The 15,911-nt window shown below is 66.9% G+C and carries 12 protein-coding genes; 5 read left to right on the top strand and 7 right to left on the bottom strand.

All coding sequences use genetic code 11. The features are described 5' to 3' along the window. Positions 1 to 35: 35 nt before the first annotated feature. The 6 genes from QO058_RS24170 to QO058_RS24145 form a co-directional block, all read right to left on the bottom strand. On the bottom strand, positions 36 to 1,469 hold the full coding sequence (locus QO058_RS24170; RefSeq protein ID WP_284168763.1) for an aldehyde dehydrogenase family protein: 1,434 nt from the start codon (positions 1,467 to 1,469) through the stop codon (positions 36 to 38). A gap of 196 nt (positions 1,470 to 1,665) precedes the next feature. Beyond that, positions 1,666 to 2,361, bottom strand: a complete 696-nt coding sequence (locus QO058_RS24165; RefSeq protein WP_284168762.1) for an ABC transporter ATP-binding protein — start codon at positions 2,359 to 2,361, stop codon at positions 1,666 to 1,668. Positions 2,362 to 2,363: 2 nt separating this feature from the next. Then, a complete protein-coding gene (locus tag QO058_RS24160; protein WP_284168761.1) occupies positions 2,364 to 3,113 on the bottom strand; it encodes an ABC transporter ATP-binding protein in 750 nt (249 codons plus the stop codon). Continuing rightward, on the bottom strand, positions 3,110 to 4,063 hold the full coding sequence (locus QO058_RS24155) for a branched-chain amino acid ABC transporter permease (RefSeq protein WP_284168759.1): 954 nt from the start codon (positions 4,061 to 4,063) through the stop codon (positions 3,110 to 3,112). The genes QO058_RS24160 and QO058_RS24155 overlap by 4 nt, the downstream gene beginning before the upstream one ends. Further along, complete coding sequence (locus tag QO058_RS24150) at positions 4,063 to 4,956, bottom strand: branched-chain amino acid ABC transporter permease (protein ID WP_284168758.1); 894 nt, start codon at positions 4,954 to 4,956, stop codon at positions 4,063 to 4,065. The genes QO058_RS24155 and QO058_RS24150 overlap by 1 nt, the downstream gene beginning before the upstream one ends. A gap of 209 nt (positions 4,957 to 5,165) precedes the next feature. After that, on the bottom strand, positions 5,166 to 6,461 hold the full coding sequence (locus tag QO058_RS24145; protein WP_284168757.1) for an ABC transporter substrate-binding protein: 1,296 nt from the start codon (positions 6,459 to 6,461) through the stop codon (positions 5,166 to 5,168). A 246-nt stretch (positions 6,462 to 6,707) separates the two neighbouring features. Between QO058_RS24145 and QO058_RS24140 the strand changes: the two genes are divergently transcribed. The 5 genes from QO058_RS24140 to QO058_RS24120 all read left to right on the top strand — a co-directional run bounded on the left by QO058_RS24140 (position 6,708) and on the right by QO058_RS24120 (position 12,286). After that, positions 6,708 to 7,850: a CaiB/BaiF CoA transferase family protein gene (locus tag QO058_RS24140; RefSeq protein WP_284168756.1), complete on the top strand. Its 1,143-nt coding sequence runs from the start codon at positions 6,708 to 6,710 to the stop codon at positions 7,848 to 7,850. 7 nt (positions 7,851 to 7,857) lie between these two features. After that, the gene (locus tag QO058_RS24135; protein WP_284168754.1) at positions 7,858 to 9,015 is read left to right on the top strand and encodes an acyl-CoA dehydrogenase family protein; all 1,158 of its coding nucleotides are present in this window, start codon (positions 7,858 to 7,860) and stop codon (positions 9,013 to 9,015) included. Positions 9,016 to 9,020: 5 nt separating this feature from the next. Further along, the gene (locus tag QO058_RS24130) at positions 9,021 to 9,860 is read left to right on the top strand and encodes an HTD2 family dehydratase (protein WP_284168753.1); all 840 of its coding nucleotides are present in this window, start codon (positions 9,021 to 9,023) and stop codon (positions 9,858 to 9,860) included. A 73-nt stretch (positions 9,861 to 9,933) separates the two neighbouring features. Continuing rightward, positions 9,934 to 11,886: a bifunctional 2',3'-cyclic-nucleotide 2'-phosphodiesterase/3'-nucleotidase gene (locus QO058_RS24125; RefSeq protein ID WP_284168752.1), complete on the top strand. Its 1,953-nt coding sequence runs from the start codon at positions 9,934 to 9,936 to the stop codon at positions 11,884 to 11,886. Positions 11,887 to 11,929: 43 nt separating this feature from the next. Further along, the gene (locus tag QO058_RS24120) at positions 11,930 to 12,286 is read left to right on the top strand and encodes a hypothetical protein (RefSeq protein WP_284168750.1); all 357 of its coding nucleotides are present in this window, start codon (positions 11,930 to 11,932) and stop codon (positions 12,284 to 12,286) included. A 10-nt stretch (positions 12,287 to 12,296) separates the two neighbouring features. On the opposite strand, the gene QO058_RS24115 is transcribed toward QO058_RS24120, so the two are convergent. Beyond that, the gene (locus QO058_RS24115; protein WP_284168749.1) at positions 12,297 to 15,554 is read right to left on the bottom strand and encodes an autotransporter outer membrane beta-barrel domain-containing protein; all 3,258 of its coding nucleotides are present in this window, start codon (positions 15,552 to 15,554) and stop codon (positions 12,297 to 12,299) included. Positions 15,555 to 15,911 lie beyond the last annotated feature (357 nt).

Genomic DNA, 15,911 nt, shown 5'->3' with positions numbered 1-15,911 from the left:
GAATAGCAACCTGGCCGCGATCTACTCGTTCCACTTCACCCGTGCTTGTGCACGATCGTCTTGGCGACGGCGAACTCCTCCAGCGCCATGAAGCCCTTCTCGCGGCCATGGCCGCTCTTGCCCGTGCCACCGAAGGGCAGTTCGATGCCGCCGCCGGCGCCATAGCCGTTGATGAAGACCTGCCCGGCCCTGACCCGCTTGGCGACACGCTGCTGGCGCCCGCCATTATTGGTCCAGACGCCGGCGACGAGGCCGTAAGGGGTGGAGTTGGCAAGCTTCACCGCATCCTCCTCATCCTCGAAGGAGAAGGCGGCGAGCACCGGCCCGAAGACCTCCTCCTGCTCCAGCCGGTTGCCGCGCGGCACCTGCCCGAACAGGGTCGGGGTCACGTAGAAGCCGCCATTGGGCACGCCCTGCGCGATCGCGCCTTCGGCGAGGACCGGAATGCCCTGCTCGCGGGCCTGGTCGACGAAGCTCTGCACCCGGCCACGCTGCTTGGCATTGATCACCGGGCCGCAGTCGAGGTCCATCTCGGGCGTGCCGGCACGCAGCTTGGCGAACTGCTTGGCGACGGCGCCAACGAACTCGTCATAGACGGTCTTCTGCACCAGCACGCGGCTGCCGGCCGAGCAGGTCTGGCCGGTGTTCTGGACGATCGCCTTGCAGACGATCGGCACAGCCGCATCGAAATCGGCGTCGTCGAAGACGATCTGGGGCGACTTGCCGCCGAGCTCGAGCGTGCAGGTGATGAAGTTGTCGGCGCAGGCCTTCTGGATGATCTGGCCGACTTGCGGCGAGCCGGTGAAGGAGATGAAGCCGACGCCGGGATTGCGGCAGAGCGCCTCGCCCGCCTCATGGCCGCGGCCGGTGACGATGTTGATCGCGCCGTCCGGGAAGCCGACCTCGCTGGCGAGCTCGGCGAGGCGCAGCGCCGTCTGGCAGGCGTCCTCGGCGGGTTTCAGCACCACGGCATTGCCCATGGCGAGCGAGGCGGTGAGCGAGCGGCCGAACATCTGCGCCGGGTAGTTCCAGGGCAAGATATGGCCGGTGACGCCATAGGGCTCGTGCACGACGTTGACGCTGTAGCCGTTGAGGAACGGGATAATGTGGCCGTGCACCTTGTCGGCGGCGCCGCCATAGAATTCGAAATAGCGCACCGTCGCCTCGATATCGGCCCTGGCCTGCGCCATCGGCTTGCCGGTGTCCTGCGCCTCGATCTTCGCCAGCTCGTCGAAATGATCCTGAACCTTGAAGGCGAGCTTCGCGATCAGGCGGCCGCGCTCGGCGGCGGTGAGCCTGCCCCAGGCGCCTTCATAGGCGGCGCGGGCGGCCTTCACGGCGTCGTCGATGTCATCGGCGTTGCCGCAGGCGATGCGGGTGAACTCCTCGCCAGTCGCCGGCGCGAGCACCGCCATGGTCTCGCCGGTGCGCCCGGCGACATGCCGGCCGTTGATGAAGTGCTGGGTCATGTAGTCGTCCTTCCAAGTCCTTCGAAGCGAACCTCGACCTGTCCTCTCCCCCTTGTGGGGGAGAGTTAGAGAGGGGGGTAGTCAGCCGCACGGTCGGACGCCTTGCATCTGCCGCACGGCAAATCATGTCAGGCAGCAGGTGGCATACCCCCCTCCCAACCCTCCCCCCACAAGGGGGAGGGCTTATCCTGGGCTTTCAATGCAGCCCGGCCGCGGCGAGCGAGCTTTGCGCCAGCACGGTCTCGCTGACCTCGCCGCGCTCGATCGCATAAGCCCGGCCTGCGAAGTTGCGCAGCAGACTGGGGTTGGATTCGGTGATCAGCAAGGCGATGTCGGGATGGCTGTCGCGCAGGGCGCGCAGGGCAGCGGCATAGCGGTTGGCCAGGACGGGGGCGAGCCCCTGGAACGGCTCGTCGAGCAGGATGACGCGGCTGCCGACCATCAGAGCGCGGGCGAGCGCCGCCATCTTGCCCTGGCCGCCGGAGAGACCGGCCGCCGGACGCTGGCGCAGGTCGGCGAGTTCCGGCAGCACCGCGTAGATGCGCTCCAGCCTTCTCGCGATCTCGGCCTCGCCGAGCTTCATCACCTCGGCCGGCAGGCGGATGTTCTCCTCGATGGTGAAGGTCGAGAACAGCCGGCGATCCTCCGGCGCATAGCCGATGCCGAGCCGCGGCCGCTCATGAGCCTTCACCGTATCGAGCGGCTTGCCGTCGAAGCTGATCGCACCGCCAGTTACCTTCATGAAGCCCATGATGGCGCGCAGCAGGCTGGTCTTGCCGGCGCCGTTGCGGCCGATCAGCGCGACGGTCGCGCCCTCCTCCAGCGACAGCGTGGCCCGGCGCAGCACCTGCACGCCTTCGATCTCGGCCGAGAGCTCCCTGATCTCCAGCATGATCAGACTCCTACCCCGATCACGGTCTCGCGAACCTCCGGATGGCTGAGGATCTCCTCCGGCGTGCCCTGATGGGCGATGCGCCCGCCGGTCCAGACCGCGACACGATTGGCGTAGCGGGCGACGACGTCCATATCGTGCTCGACGAAGACCGCGGTGGTGGCGCGGGCGTCCAGGACGCGGGTCAGCGTGTCCATCACCTGGAATTTCTCGGTCGAAGAGACGCCGCTGGTCGGCTCATCCATGAAGATCAGCCTGGGTTCGAGCGCGAGCGCAACGGCGATGTCGATCAGCTTGCGCATGCCTTCCGGCAATTCGCGGACGATGCGGTTGCCGGTTTCCTGCAGGCCGACGAGGTCGAGCAGCGCCCACATCTCCTCGGCCTTCGGATGCCGCAGCATGGGCAGGAAAGGCGACCATGAGCCTTCGCGCGCCGACAACGCCAGCAGCAGGTTCTCGATCACGGTGTTGTCGAGGAAGAGCTGCGGAATCTGGAAGGAGCGGCCGACACCGAGCCGGGTGATCGCCTGCGGCGAGAGGCGCGTCACATCCTGCCCATTGAAGACGACGCGGCCGGATTGCGGCTTGAGGTAGCCGGTGCAGAGATTGATGAAGGTGGTCTTGCCGGCCCCGTTCGGGCCGATGATGGCGATGCGCTCGTTGGCCGCGACCTTGAGCGAGGCGCCGTTCGCGGCCTGCACGCCGCCGAAGCGCAGATGCAGGTCGTCGGCTTCGAGGATGACGCCACTCATCGCCCGCCCTCCTCGCGCTGTGCCTTGCCAGCCTTGCCGGCGACGATGCCGTAGAGGCCGGCCGGCGCGAAGAAGATGATGACCAGCAGCATCACGCCGAGCACGGCATGCCAGGTCTCCGGCGCGTAGACCGCGGCATAGCCGCGAATGATCTGGAACATCAGCGCGCCGAGGAAGGGCCCGGCGACACCGCCGATGCCGCCCAAAATCGCGATGAAGACGAATTCGCCCGAGCGCACCCAATAGGCCAGCTCCGGCGTGACGTGGCCCGAGACCAGCGCGATGATCGCGCCGCCCAGCCCCGCCAGCAGGCCGGAGAGCAGATAGGCGCCGTAGAGCACTTTTCGCGGGGAGACACCGAGATATTCGAGCCGCGTCTCGTTCGACTTGATCGCCTCCAGCGCCTTGCCGCCGGGCGAGAGCAGATAGCGGGCGACGAAGAGCGCGGCGAGGATGCAAAGCACCAGCGTGACGTAGAAGGTCGCGAGCTCGAACTGCTCGCGGCCGAACTCGATGCCGGCGAAGGTCGGGCGCGGCACGCGCTTGCCGTCGGCGCCGCCGGTGATCGAGAACAGCTTCTCCAGCAACGAGAAGAACACCATGGATATGGCGAGGTTGAGCATGCCGAAGAAGATCGCGCGGTAACGCACGACGAAGAGGCCGACGATGGCCGCGAGCAGGCCGGAGGCCGCCATGCCGACCGGGATCAGGATCAGTGCCTCGTGGCCGACCTTGGCTGCCGCCATGAAGGCGACCGCATAGGCGCTGAACGCGAAGAACAGCCCATGGCCGAAGGAGACCTGGCCGGCGCGCAGCAGGACCATGATGCCGAGCGCCGCCAGCCCCTCGCACAGGGCAACGGTGAGGATCACCGTCGACCAGGGCGAGAACAGCGGGAAGACAGCGAGCGCGGCGATCAGCGCGGCGCCGAAGACGAGTTGGCGCACCATCACACCTTCCTCGTCTGCACGGTCGAGAACAGGCCCTGCGGCCTGACCAGCAGCACGAGCATCATAATGAGATAGGGGATCAGCACGTCGAATTCCGGCGCGAAATAGACCGCCACAGAGCGCCCGAGCCCAATCAGCAGCGCCGCCACCGCCGCGCCCTCGATCCGGCCGAGACCGGCCGTCGCGGCCACCGCGAAGGAGAGGACGAGCGTGCCGGCGCCGATGCCGGGGGTCAGCGACGTCGTGGCCGAGGCGAGCGCGCCGCCGAGCGCCGCCAGCGAGGCGCCGATGATGAAGGTGATCAGGTAGACCCGCGCCGCGTCGATGCCCATCGCGGTCGCGGCCTCGCGATCCTGCGTCACCGCGACGATGGCGCGGCCGAAGCTGGTCCGGCGCAGGAAGAAGCGCAGGCCGAGCAGCACCGCAGCTGCGACCAGCGGCATCAGGATGAGCTGGTAGGTGGTATAGAAGATGCCGAAGACCTCGACCGTGCCGAGCCAGTTCATCGGCGCGTTGGCGAAATAGGGCTGCACACCGAAGACCACCTTCTGCGCATCCTCCAGAATCATGAAAACGGCGAAGGTGACGATCAGCTGCAGGACCTCCTCCTTGCCGTAGACGCGACGCAGCAGCGCGATCTCGACGAGGCCGCCGACGAGGATGCCGACCAGCGCAGCCGCGATCAGCAACGTTGGAAAGGCAAGCCAGGTCGGCAGCCCGGCCGCGCTGATGGCGAGCACGCCGGCTGCCGCGACATAGGCGCCGATCGCATAGAACGAGCCATGGGCGACGTTGACGATGCCGAGCACGCCGAAGATCAGCGACAGCCCGACCGCGACCAGGAAGATCAGCGAGCCATAGGCGAGGCCGTCGAGCGCGGCGAGGAGGAGCATTTCAGGAGGCATGAGGATCCGCGACGCATGCCCCTTCCCCCTTGTGGGGAGGGGTTTGGGGTGGGGGTGGCTCCGCTTGGCGAACGGATGCAGGACGGGGGCTTAGCAGCAACGGAATAGCAAATGATCGATCCGGCATTCCGGCTTTTCGACCCCCACCCCTGCCCCTCCCCACAAGGGGGAGGGGTTCGCGCCGCGGCTCGTCGGCCTCACTTCGCGTAGTCGAAGGTCTCGATCGACTTGTCGGTGACGAGGTCGGGCTTCACCTTGGCGAACCAGTCGAGCGACTTCTCGCCGAGCGGCGTGGTCACCAGCTTGCCGGGATAGAGCGCCATCTTGTCGTAGACCGCGAAGGGATAGTCCGGCACGCGCTTGGTCGTGCCGAGCAACTGATCCTCCAACCCCTGATGATCCCCGCGGATGGTGATCGTGCCGGTGAGCGACTTGAACTCCAGCCCCTCGAAGGCGGCGATGACCTCTTCCTTGCTCGGCCATTTGCCGCCGGCGCCCGCCTTCTCATAGGCCTTCACCAAACCGGTCAGCGCCTGCTGCATATGGAAGGTCGGGTAGATTGGGTAGACACCGGTCTTGTCCTTGTACGCCTTGACGAAGGACTGCATCTCCGGCGTGCTCTTGTATTTCGGGTGCAGCCAGTAATGGTCGCCGCGGCTACCGACAATCACGCCTTCGGGCAGGACATTGCCGAGCCGCTCCAGCGAGCTTTCGGCCAGCGGCAGCACGAAGGTCGACTGCTTGAGCAGGCCGCGCGCCGCCGCCTGCTGGACGAAGGTGTCGAGATCGCCGCCCCAGGAGGTCGAGATCACGACATCGGGCCGCAGCGCCGACAGCCTTGTGATTTCGGTCGAGAAATCCGGCGCGCCGAATTTCGGGAAGAGCTCGGCGACGACCTTGACGTCGGGCTTCAGTGCCTTGAGGCCGGCCTGCAGCAGCGCCCAGGATTCACGGCCCCAGGCATAGTCCTGGTTGACCACGGCGACCGATTTGAAGTCGGGCTTCACCTTCATCAGGTAGAGCAGCGTCGCCATCATCTCGGCGCCGGCATGAGCCTGCGTCCGGACCGAATACTTCCACTTGCCATCCTCGAAGATGGTCTGCGTGCCGCAATCCCACATCACGTTGACGACCTTGAGGTCCTCGGCGACGGGTGCGAGCGCATTGCAGGAGCCGGACGAGATCGCGCCGAGCATCACCTGCGCGCCCTGCTCCTGCACGACGCGGCGATATTCGGAGAGCAGCTGGTTGGTGCCGGCGCCCTCGTCGACATAGACCGGCTTCAGGGGCACGCCGAGCACGCCACCCTTGGCGTTGATCTCCGCGATCAGGAGGTCGGCGGCATTGCGGCCGGGCACGCCGAAGACCGAGGCCGGCCCCGACAGGAAGGTGGCGATGCCGACCACCAGCTCCTTCGGCTTGTCCTGCGCCAGTGCCGAACTTGCGAGCAGCGTGCCGGCCAGCGCGGCCAGCGCGAGTTTCATCGTCTTCATGAGCGTCCTCCCTGAACCTCGTACGACATCGGGCGCTCTTGAACGGCGCCTCGTCCTGATCGAAATGGGGGCATAGCCGCCCCGGCCGGACAAGTAGGATAAAGCGATGAAGGCCATACGCTTTTTCTATGGAGCCGCATCGGCTTAGCGAGCCGGCGGCGCTATGGCGGCCATCGCAAAACGCTATTTGACTTCGAGGGCGCGACATCGGTGTCTCGCGCAAAATGAACGGCGCGTGGCGATCTGATGGTGAATGCTCTCGATGGAATCCTGGTGGTGGCGCTGGAGCAGGCGGTGGCCGCTCCGCTGGCGAGCTGCCGGCTCGCCGATGCCGGCGCCCGCGTCATCAAGCTGGAGCGCGAGGAAGGCGATTTCTCGCGGGGCTATGACGACTATGCCGGGGGTCTGTCCTCCTATTTCGTCTGGATCAACCGCGGCAAGGAATCCTGCCGGGTCGATCTCAAGAATCCGAAGGACTTCGCTCTGGTCGAGGCGATGCTCGCCGAGGCCGACGTCTTTATCCAGAACTTCGCGCCCGGCGCCACCGACCGGCTCGGCATCGGCAGCGAAGCACTGCGCCAGCGTCATCCCAGGCTGATCACCTGCGACATCTCCGGTTATGCGCCGGGCACGCCGCACTACACCAAGAAGGCCTATGACCTCCTGATCCAGGCGGAAGCCGGCCTTGCCGCCGTCACCGGCACCGCCGAGTCCGGCCCGACGCGGATCGGCATCTCGATCGCCGACATCGCCACCGGCAACGCCGCCTATGCCGCGATCCTGGAGGCCTTGATCCGGCGCGGGCGCACCGGCGAGGGCTCGCGCATCCAGCTCTCACTGTTCGACACCATCGCCGACCTGATGAACGTGCCCTATCTGACCCGGCGCTATGGCGGGATCGAGCCGCCACGGCTCGGCCTCGCCCACCCCTCGATCGCGCCCTATGGCGTCTTCCGCCTCGCCGATGCCGAGGTGCTGATCTCGATCCAGAGCGAGCGCGAATGGCAGATCCTGGCCCGCGACGTGCTGCGGGACACTAGTCTCCTCGAAGATCCGCGCTTTACCAGCAATGTGCTGCGCGTGCGCAACCGCCCTGCCCTCGACGCCGCGATCCAGGCGATCCTGATCACCCGCTCCTACGCCGAGACCGCTGCCGGACTCGACGCTGCCCGCATCGCCTATGGCACGGTCTCGACGATGGCCGATCTGATCGCCCATCCGGCTGTGACGGCCCTGCCGGTCCCGACCCCGAACGGCCCCGTCGAGGTGCTGGCGCCGCCGGTGCTGGTCGACGGCAAGCGCGTGCCAATGCGGGCGCCCCCTGGCCTCGGCGAGCATGACGAAGCGTTGCGTCGCGAGTTTGCAGCGAAGGCAGCGCGATCAGCCTGAGATGAGCATGACAACCGAACATGATCACACCGACATCCGCGAGGCGGTCGCGAAGCTATGCGCCGATTTCCCCGGCGAGTACTGGCGCAAGCTCGACCGCGAGATGGCCTATCCGACTGAATTCGTGACGGCGCTGACCGAGAGTGGCTTCCTCTCGGCGCTGATCCCGGAGGAATATGGCGGCGCAGGCCTCACCCTCTCGGCCGCCGCGGTGATAATGGAAGAGATCCAGCGCCAGGGCTGCAACGGCGGCGCCTGTCATGCCCAGATGTACGTGATGGGCACGGTGCTCAGGCATGGGAACGCCGAGCAGAAGCAGCGCTACCTGCCGAAGATCGCGTCGGGCGAGCTCAGGTTGCAGGCCTTCGGCGTCACCGAGCCGACCAGCGGCACCGACACGACCGCGCTGCGGACCACCGCGCGGCGCGAGGGCGACCACTACATCGTCAACGGCCAGAAGATCTGGACCAGCCGGGCGGCGCAATCGGACCTGATGCTGCTGCTCGCCCGCACGACCCCGCGCGACCAGGTCGCGAAACGCACCGACGGGCTCTCGGTCTTCATCCTCGACATGCGCGAGGCGCTGAAGGACGGCCTGACCATCCGGCCGATCCGGACGATGATGAATCACGCCACAACCGAGGTCTTCTTCGACAATGTGAAGGTCCCGGCGGCCAACCTCGTCGGCGAGGAAGGCAAGGGCTTCCGCTACATCCTCTCCGGCATGAATGCCGAGCGCATCCTGATCGCGGCCGAATGCGTCGGCGACGCCAAATGGTTCATCGACAAGGCCTCAAGCTACGCGAAAGAGCGTCAGGTCTTCGGCCGGCCGATCGGCCAGAACCAGGGCATCCAGTTCCCGATTGCCAGGGCCTACGCCAATATGCGCGCCGCGGAACTGATGGTGCGGGAAGCGATCCGACTCTACGAGGCCGGCGAGAATCCGGGCGCCGAGGCCAACATGGCCAAGATGCTGGCGGCAGATGCCTCCTTCGAGGCGGCCAATGCCTGCATCCAGACCCATGGCGGCTTCGGCTTCGCCGAGGAATACGACATCGAGCGCAAGTTCCGCGAGACCCGCCTCTACCAGGTCGCGCCGATCTCGACCAACCTGATCCTGTCCTATCTCGCCGAGCATGTGCTCGGCATGCCACGCAGCTATTGAGCCCGATGAACATCGACCATCTGAAATCCTGGATCGGCAAGACCGAAGCGGCCTCCGACCTGATCACGCCGCGGCTTGTCGCCAGCTATGAGGCGACATTTTCTCCTCACCTGGCGCCATATCCGCAAGGCGAGGCGCCGCTCGCTCTGCACTGGTGCCTCGCGCCGCCGATCTCGCCGATGGCCGCGCTCGGCCAGGACGGGCATGCCGCCAAGGGCGAGTTCCTGCCGCCGGTCGAACTGCCGCGGCGCATGTGGGCCGGCGGGCGGATCGAGACCATCGCGCCCTTGCGGACCGGCGACGAGGTCACCCGCCGCTCGACCATCGGCGATGTCGCCTACAAGGACGGCCGCACCGGCCCGCTCTGCTTCGTCGCGGTCGATCACGAGCTCGTCACGGCGCGCGGCGTCGCACTGCGCGAGCGCCACAACATCGTCTATCGCGAGGCAGCCAAGCCCGGCGAAGAACCAGCGCCTGCTCCGGTCCCGGCCGAGCCGCGCGCCGCCAACCTGACCTGGACGGTCGAGGCCGATCCGGTGCTGTTGTTCCGCTATTCGGCGATCACCTTCAACAGCCACCGCATCCATTACGACCAGCCCTATGTCACCGGCGTCGAGGGCTATGCCGGGCTCGTCGTGCACGGACCGATCCAGGCGACGCTGATCATGAACATCATCGCGACGCTCTCCGGTGGAGAGCCGATCCGGCTCGACTATCGCGGGCTCGCGCCGCTGATCGCCGGCGAAGCGTTCCAAGTGAAGGCGAAGCGGCTCGCGGATGGCGCCATCGCCGCCTGGACGGAAGGCACCGACGGGCGGGTGCGGATGGAGGGTGTGAGCCGGTAGCGTCATCTTCCCGCGTGTCACGGTCCTGCCATGGTGCTAGCGTCTGTCGCAGCACCTCGCCCAGGAGCCGATGATGGACTGCGCCCGTTTCAGCCGCCGCGACACGCTCAAGGCTGGGGCCGCGATCGCCGCTGCCGGCGCGCTCGCTACTCCGCTGGCCGCGCAGGCGCCGGCCAAGCTCAAGCTGCGGCTGCTTGAGACCAGCGATCTCCACGTCAATGTCGTGCCTTACGACTATTTCCGCGACGCGCCGGACGACACGGTCGGCCTCGCCAAGACGGCGAACCTGATCAAGGCGGCACAGGCCGAGGCGAAGAACAGCCTGCTCTTCGACAATGGCGACTTCCTGCAGGGCTCCTCGCTCGGCGATTTCGTCGCCTACAAGAAGGGGCTGAAGGCCGGCGAGACCCATCCGATGATCGCCGCGATGAACGCCCTGCCCTATCAGTGCGGCACGCTTGGCAACCACGAGTTCAATTACGGGCTGGAGTTCCTCGAGCACGGCCTCGCCCGCGCAGAATTCCCGATCATCTGCGCCAATGTCGACCGTGTCGGTGGCGGCACGCTGGTCGAGCCCTGGCGCATCTTCGAGCAGAGCTTCGAGGACGAGGCCGGCGTCAAGCATGTCCTCAACATCGCGGTCATCGGCTTCGTGCCGCCGCAGATCATGCAATGGGACAAGGGCAATCTCGACCGGAAGGTGACCGCGACCGACATCGTGGAGGCCGCGCAAAAGTATCTGCCTGAGATCGCGCAGGCCCATCCCGACCTCACCATCGCGCTCTGCCATTCCGGCATCGCCGGCGGCGAGCGCAAGGGCGGCGAGGAGAATGCGGCGCTGCATCTCGCCAAGCTCGACGGCATCGACGTCGTCCTGACCGGCCACCAGCATCTCGTCTTCCCCGGCGGCAAGGCCTTCGACGGCATTCCCGGCGTCGACAACAAGAAGGGTTCGCTGCACGGCAAGCCGGCCTGCCAGCCCGGCTTCTGGGGCTCGCATGTCGGCATCGTCGACCTCGAGCTGGAAAAGCGCGACGGGCGCTGGCGCATCGCCGACTTCAAGGTCGATCCCAAGCCGATCTATGAGCGCACGCCCGACCGCAAGATCGTGCCGAAGGCCGAGGTCGAGGCGGCCGTGCTCGCGACCGTGAAGGCCGACCACGAGGCGACGCTGACCTATATGCGCGAGCCGGTCGGCACGACGAGCGCTCCGATCAACAGCTATTTCGCTCTCGTCGCCGACGACCCATCGGTGCAGATCGTGGCGGAGGCCCAGATCGCCTATGCCAAGCCGCTGATGGCGCAGACGCCGCACAAGGACCTTCCCATCCTCTCGGCCGCCGCGCCGTTCAAATCGGGCGGACGTGCCGGGCCCGCCTTCTTCACCGACATCCCGGCCGGGTCGATCGCGATCAAGAACGTCGCCGACATCTATCTTTACCCGAACACGGTGCAGATCGTGAAAGTCACCGGCGCGCAATTGCGCGAATGGCTGGAGCGCTCGGCCGGCATCTTCAACAGGATCGACATCGCCAAGACCGAGGAGCAGCCGCTGATGAACCAGGGCTTCCCGGCCTTCAATTTCGACGTGATCGACGGCGTCACCTACCAGATCGATGTAACCCAAGCCTCGCGCTATGATGGCGACGGCAAGCTGGTCGCCCCCGACGCGCACCGCATCGTCGACCTCGCATATCAAGGCAAGCCGATCGACGAAAAAGCCGAGTTCATCGTCGTCACCAACAACTACCGTGCCTCCGGCGGCGGCAATTTCCCGGGCACCAAGACGACGGTGGTGCTGGAGGCCCCCGACCTCAACCGCGACGTGATCGTGCGCTTCATCATCGAGAAGAAGACGATCAATCCGGCCGCCGACAACAACTGGTCGCTGAAGCCCCTGCCGGCGAACGTCAACGTCACTTTCCCGACCTCGCCGGCGGCTGCGGGCAAGAAGCCCGACACGCTGAAAGCCGAGGCGATCGGCGATGCCGGCGAAGGTTTCGTGAAGTACCGACTGGGCGGATAGGTTTCCGTTCGAGGCGGAGGCCCGGGCAGCTCAGGACTTGTTCTTGGTCGCCCAGCACGCCGATCCGCTCTGGACGCTGCGCCAGACGCCGTTCGACTTGCAGCCGGCGAGCGGGGGCGTGCAGACACGGGCAACGCAAGCCGACGGATTACTACCGACCTTGTTGCACTTCTGCTCGCAGTCCCTGAACAGTGCCGAGCAGGAACTCGTGATCTGCTTGCAGCCTTCCTGCGCGGATGCCGAAACACAGAAAGACACAGCGAACGACACCGCCACGCCTGTGATGAGCGCCAACCTGATCATGCCCGCTCCTCCGCCAAGAAGGAGCGATCCTGATGCTCACGGCAGGCGCGTCAACGATGTAAGATTGGTACCTCCGCTGCGCCCAAGATGGAGATGACCAGCTTCGCTCAGAACCGCATCTCGACCCTGCCCTTGAGGGCGTGATCTCTTGAGCGTTCGCCGATGGCGGCGGAGTAGGTCAGGCCGAGCGCGGTGGCGGAGGAGATGCGCCAATCGAGCCCGGCCTCGGCGGTGAGGGCGTCGCGGTCGATCGGTGCGGCGAAGACCCGGGCCGGGGTGGTGCCGAGCGCGAAGGCAGTGCGGGCTTGCGGCGTGAGTTCGCCGAAGCCGTGACGCCAGCCGAGCATGGCGCGGGCGAACAGCGGCATCGCTCCGATCTGTGCCTCGGCGCGCAGGCCGAGCGTGCTGAAGCCGAGGGCCTGCTCGGAGGAGAGCACCCGCAGTGCCGCGGCGCCACCCTGCTCGGTGCCGGCGTCGGTCGAGACCCGGATCAGGGCGAGCTGCGCGAAGGGTTCGAGCGCGAAGCCCTGGAAGGCAAAGCCATAGCCGAGCTCGGCGAAGCCCTGCGCCACTGCGCCCGGGCGCTGCAGGCGCAGGCTGTCGCCAAAGCCGCGGATCTGGACCTGGCGGCGGATGTCGCTCTCGCTCCAGCTATAGGCCAGGCCGGCGTCGAGACGTAAGGCTCCGAAGCGGGCGCCGGCATAGAGCGCGGCATGGCCGCTCTCCAGCTTGCCGGATGAGCGGCGGGCGTCGAGGTCGAATCGCGACTGGCTGTAGCCGCCGGCGACGCCGACCTTCAGTGACGAGCCGGGCGCGTCGTAGAGCATCAGATCGGCGCCGAGCAGGGCGCCACCCGTGCGGCGCGACTGGCTCGCGGCATTGCCGTCGGCGTCGCTGTTGCCGGCGCCGCCGAACGCCTCGCCCCAGAGAGCGTAGCGCGGCTGCGGCGCGTTCATCAGCACCGCGCCCTTGCGGCCCGGCAGGTCGGCCGAGAAGCTTGCCGCGACCTGCCCTGCCGGAGCGGTCAGCAGCGGCCCGCGCAGGCGGTTGAGGATGGTCTCGCGCACCAGCCGGCTCTCGTCGATCATGACGCTGACGGCCTGAGCATGCGCCTCGCCCGAGAGCAGGTCGAAGCCGGCACGGGCCTCGGCCGCCGTGCCCGAGAGCAGCGTGTCGTAGACCGGATTGCCGGCACCGAGACGCTCAGCCGCATTGGCGATGAAGCCCTGGTTGCGGGTCGCGGCAACGGAATCGCCTGCCGCACCGCCTTCCGGACCGAAGCTGGTCGCGTTGCGGGTCATCGTCAGAACAACATTGTTGCTGTCATAGACGAGCGACGGCTCCAGGAAGACCAGATTCGAGGTCGCATCGGCAAAGCGGCCGGTGACGCCGCCCGCAGCGGTCAGAATGGTGTAGGTGGTCGAGGCCGCGTAGTTGCCGTTCTCAGCCAGGACCTCGACCCTCCCACCGTTGAGCGTCGCCGCGCCCGAAGTGACGATCCTGTCGCTCTGGCCGGTAGCATTGATCTCGACCTGATAGGTCGAGCCCGCCGCGAAGGCGACATTGCCGGCGACGGTTAGCGTCCCGATCGAGTTGCCCGGCGCCACCACGCCGCCGGCATTGACCACCGTCGTGCCGACCGTGCCCGTGCCGCCGAGCGTGCCGCCGGCATTGACGGTGACGAGCGAAGAGGGCGCGATCGAGCCGTTGACGCTGAGCGTGCCCGCGCTGACGGTCCAGGGCGCGGTGTCAGTCGACGTCCCCGTCAACGTCCAGATACTGGTGCCGGTCTTCTGGAAGCCGGCAAAGCCCTGATATTGCGCGGTGCTCGCCAGGGCGCCGAGCTGCGACACGTCGAATGTCGCGCTGTTGGCCCCGCCGAGCACCAGCATGTTGTTGGTTCCCGACGCCACCACATTGCCGGTGAAGCTGTAGCCTTGCCACAGCTCCAGGACATTGCCGTTACCGGTCAGCTCGACTGCATTGGCGCGCGTGCCGTTATGGTGCTGCCCTCCGCTTACATGACCGGAATTGACGACGCGGGTGCCGCCAGTGCCCGAGACCATGACGCCGACCCCGCCCCCGATCGCGCTCGAGGCAGGGATGAAGGCGGCAGCGCCGCCGGTAATGTCACCGGCATTGATGAGATTGCCGGTCGCAGAAATGATCACGGCATCGCCACCAGCCGCTCCGCCGAAGACAGTGCTGCCACCCGCGCCACCGGTGATCCTTGCCCCGGCCTCATTGATCACCGTGCCGCTCGAGCTATTGACGCCGGAGCCGCCGACCCCGCCATTGGCAAAGCCGGCCGTTCCACCCGCCCCGCCCGTAATGGTTCCACCCGAAGTATTGGTGACGCGATTCTCGTTCAAGACGACGCCCGTGCCGCCCCCTCCGCCAGCGCCAAAGCCCGTGCCGTCGCCGCCGTGGCCGCCGGTGATCGCTCCCGCATTGATCAGGCTGCTCCCGCCACCGGCCGCTAGGGCCACGCCAATGCCACCGCGACCGGCCGTCCCTTGCGCATCGCCGCCGCGCCCACCCTCCATGGAAGCGCCCGCCATATTGCTGACCGCGGACCTGTAAGCGGACACACCGATGCCACCATGGCCGGCAAAACTGGTATTGCCGGCCAGGCCGTACCCGCCGAACCCCCCGGCCATGATTCCGCCACGATTGACGATGGTGGCGAAGTTGCCGGCGACACCGACACCGCCATTCCCGCCCGAACTGATGCTACTAAGCACACCGCTGCTACCGCCACCCTTGCCACCATGGATGGCGCCCGCGACGAGATCGAGCGCTCCGCCGCCACGCAGGAACACTCCGGCGCCGCCATCGCCGCCGCTGCCGGCGCTGGCGTTGCCTCCGTAGCCGCCTACGATGGAGCTGGAGCTAACAGTCACCGAGCCGATGAAGCTGTAGAGACCGGTTCCGCCACCGCCACCGCCACCGCTGGCCATATCACCTCCGTCGCCACCGGAGATGCCCTGGCCACCGGTATCGAGGTTTCGGCCATCGAAGACATTGAAGAGAAGGCCTGTTCCACCGCCGCCGCCGCCGTCCGTTCCCACGCCGGAAACGCCCGCCCCTCCAGAGTAGCCTAGGCCGATTGCAGGAGCTGTCGTTGTTCCGCCGAGGCTGCCGCCCGTCCCCGCCCCCGCGGAGCCAGCGCCATTACCGCCGACACCGCCATTGCCGATATCGCCGTCAGCGCCGTCGAAGCTGCCACCGAGGCCGCTACCGCCGCCGCCGCCGCCGCCGCCATTACCTGCACCAAAGCCACCTTCGCCACCGCCCCTGGTGATCTCCTGAGCGTGCGCGGCGCTTGGGGCGAACCATAGCCCGGCGGCGGCCAGCAGGGCCACGGCCGATACGGTCGCGCGCCATCTGGCGGCACGGGCCGAACCGCGGAAACCCGCATCGCATGACCGGCCTTGCGGCCTGCTGGACTGGTGAACCGCACGCGCGCCTGCAAAACCGATCATAGAGCCGTCTCCGCCCCGGCCAACCCCGGCCGAATCGGAGAATCCCTGAAGATTCGCGGGTCAGACACCCTGCAAATTCAGGGAGCGCAGGCGGTTCGGAGAGCGACGTTGCAATTGCGCAACGCGTGAAACCTGCAACTAAATTGTCATGTCAGCCGCAGCAGGCGCAGTTTCGTCAGCGATCAGCAGGCATTCCGAACTCTCCGACGACATGCCGGATTCCATCCAGCGTGAATA

The sequence above is a fragment of the Bosea vestrisii genome (genome assembly GCF_030144325.1).
Taxonomy (GTDB): domain Bacteria; phylum Pseudomonadota; class Alphaproteobacteria; order Rhizobiales; family Beijerinckiaceae; genus Allobosea; species Allobosea vestrisii_A.
The sequence above is the reverse complement of the archived record's forward strand: the minus strand, read 5'-3'. Positions and strand labels throughout refer to the sequence as shown.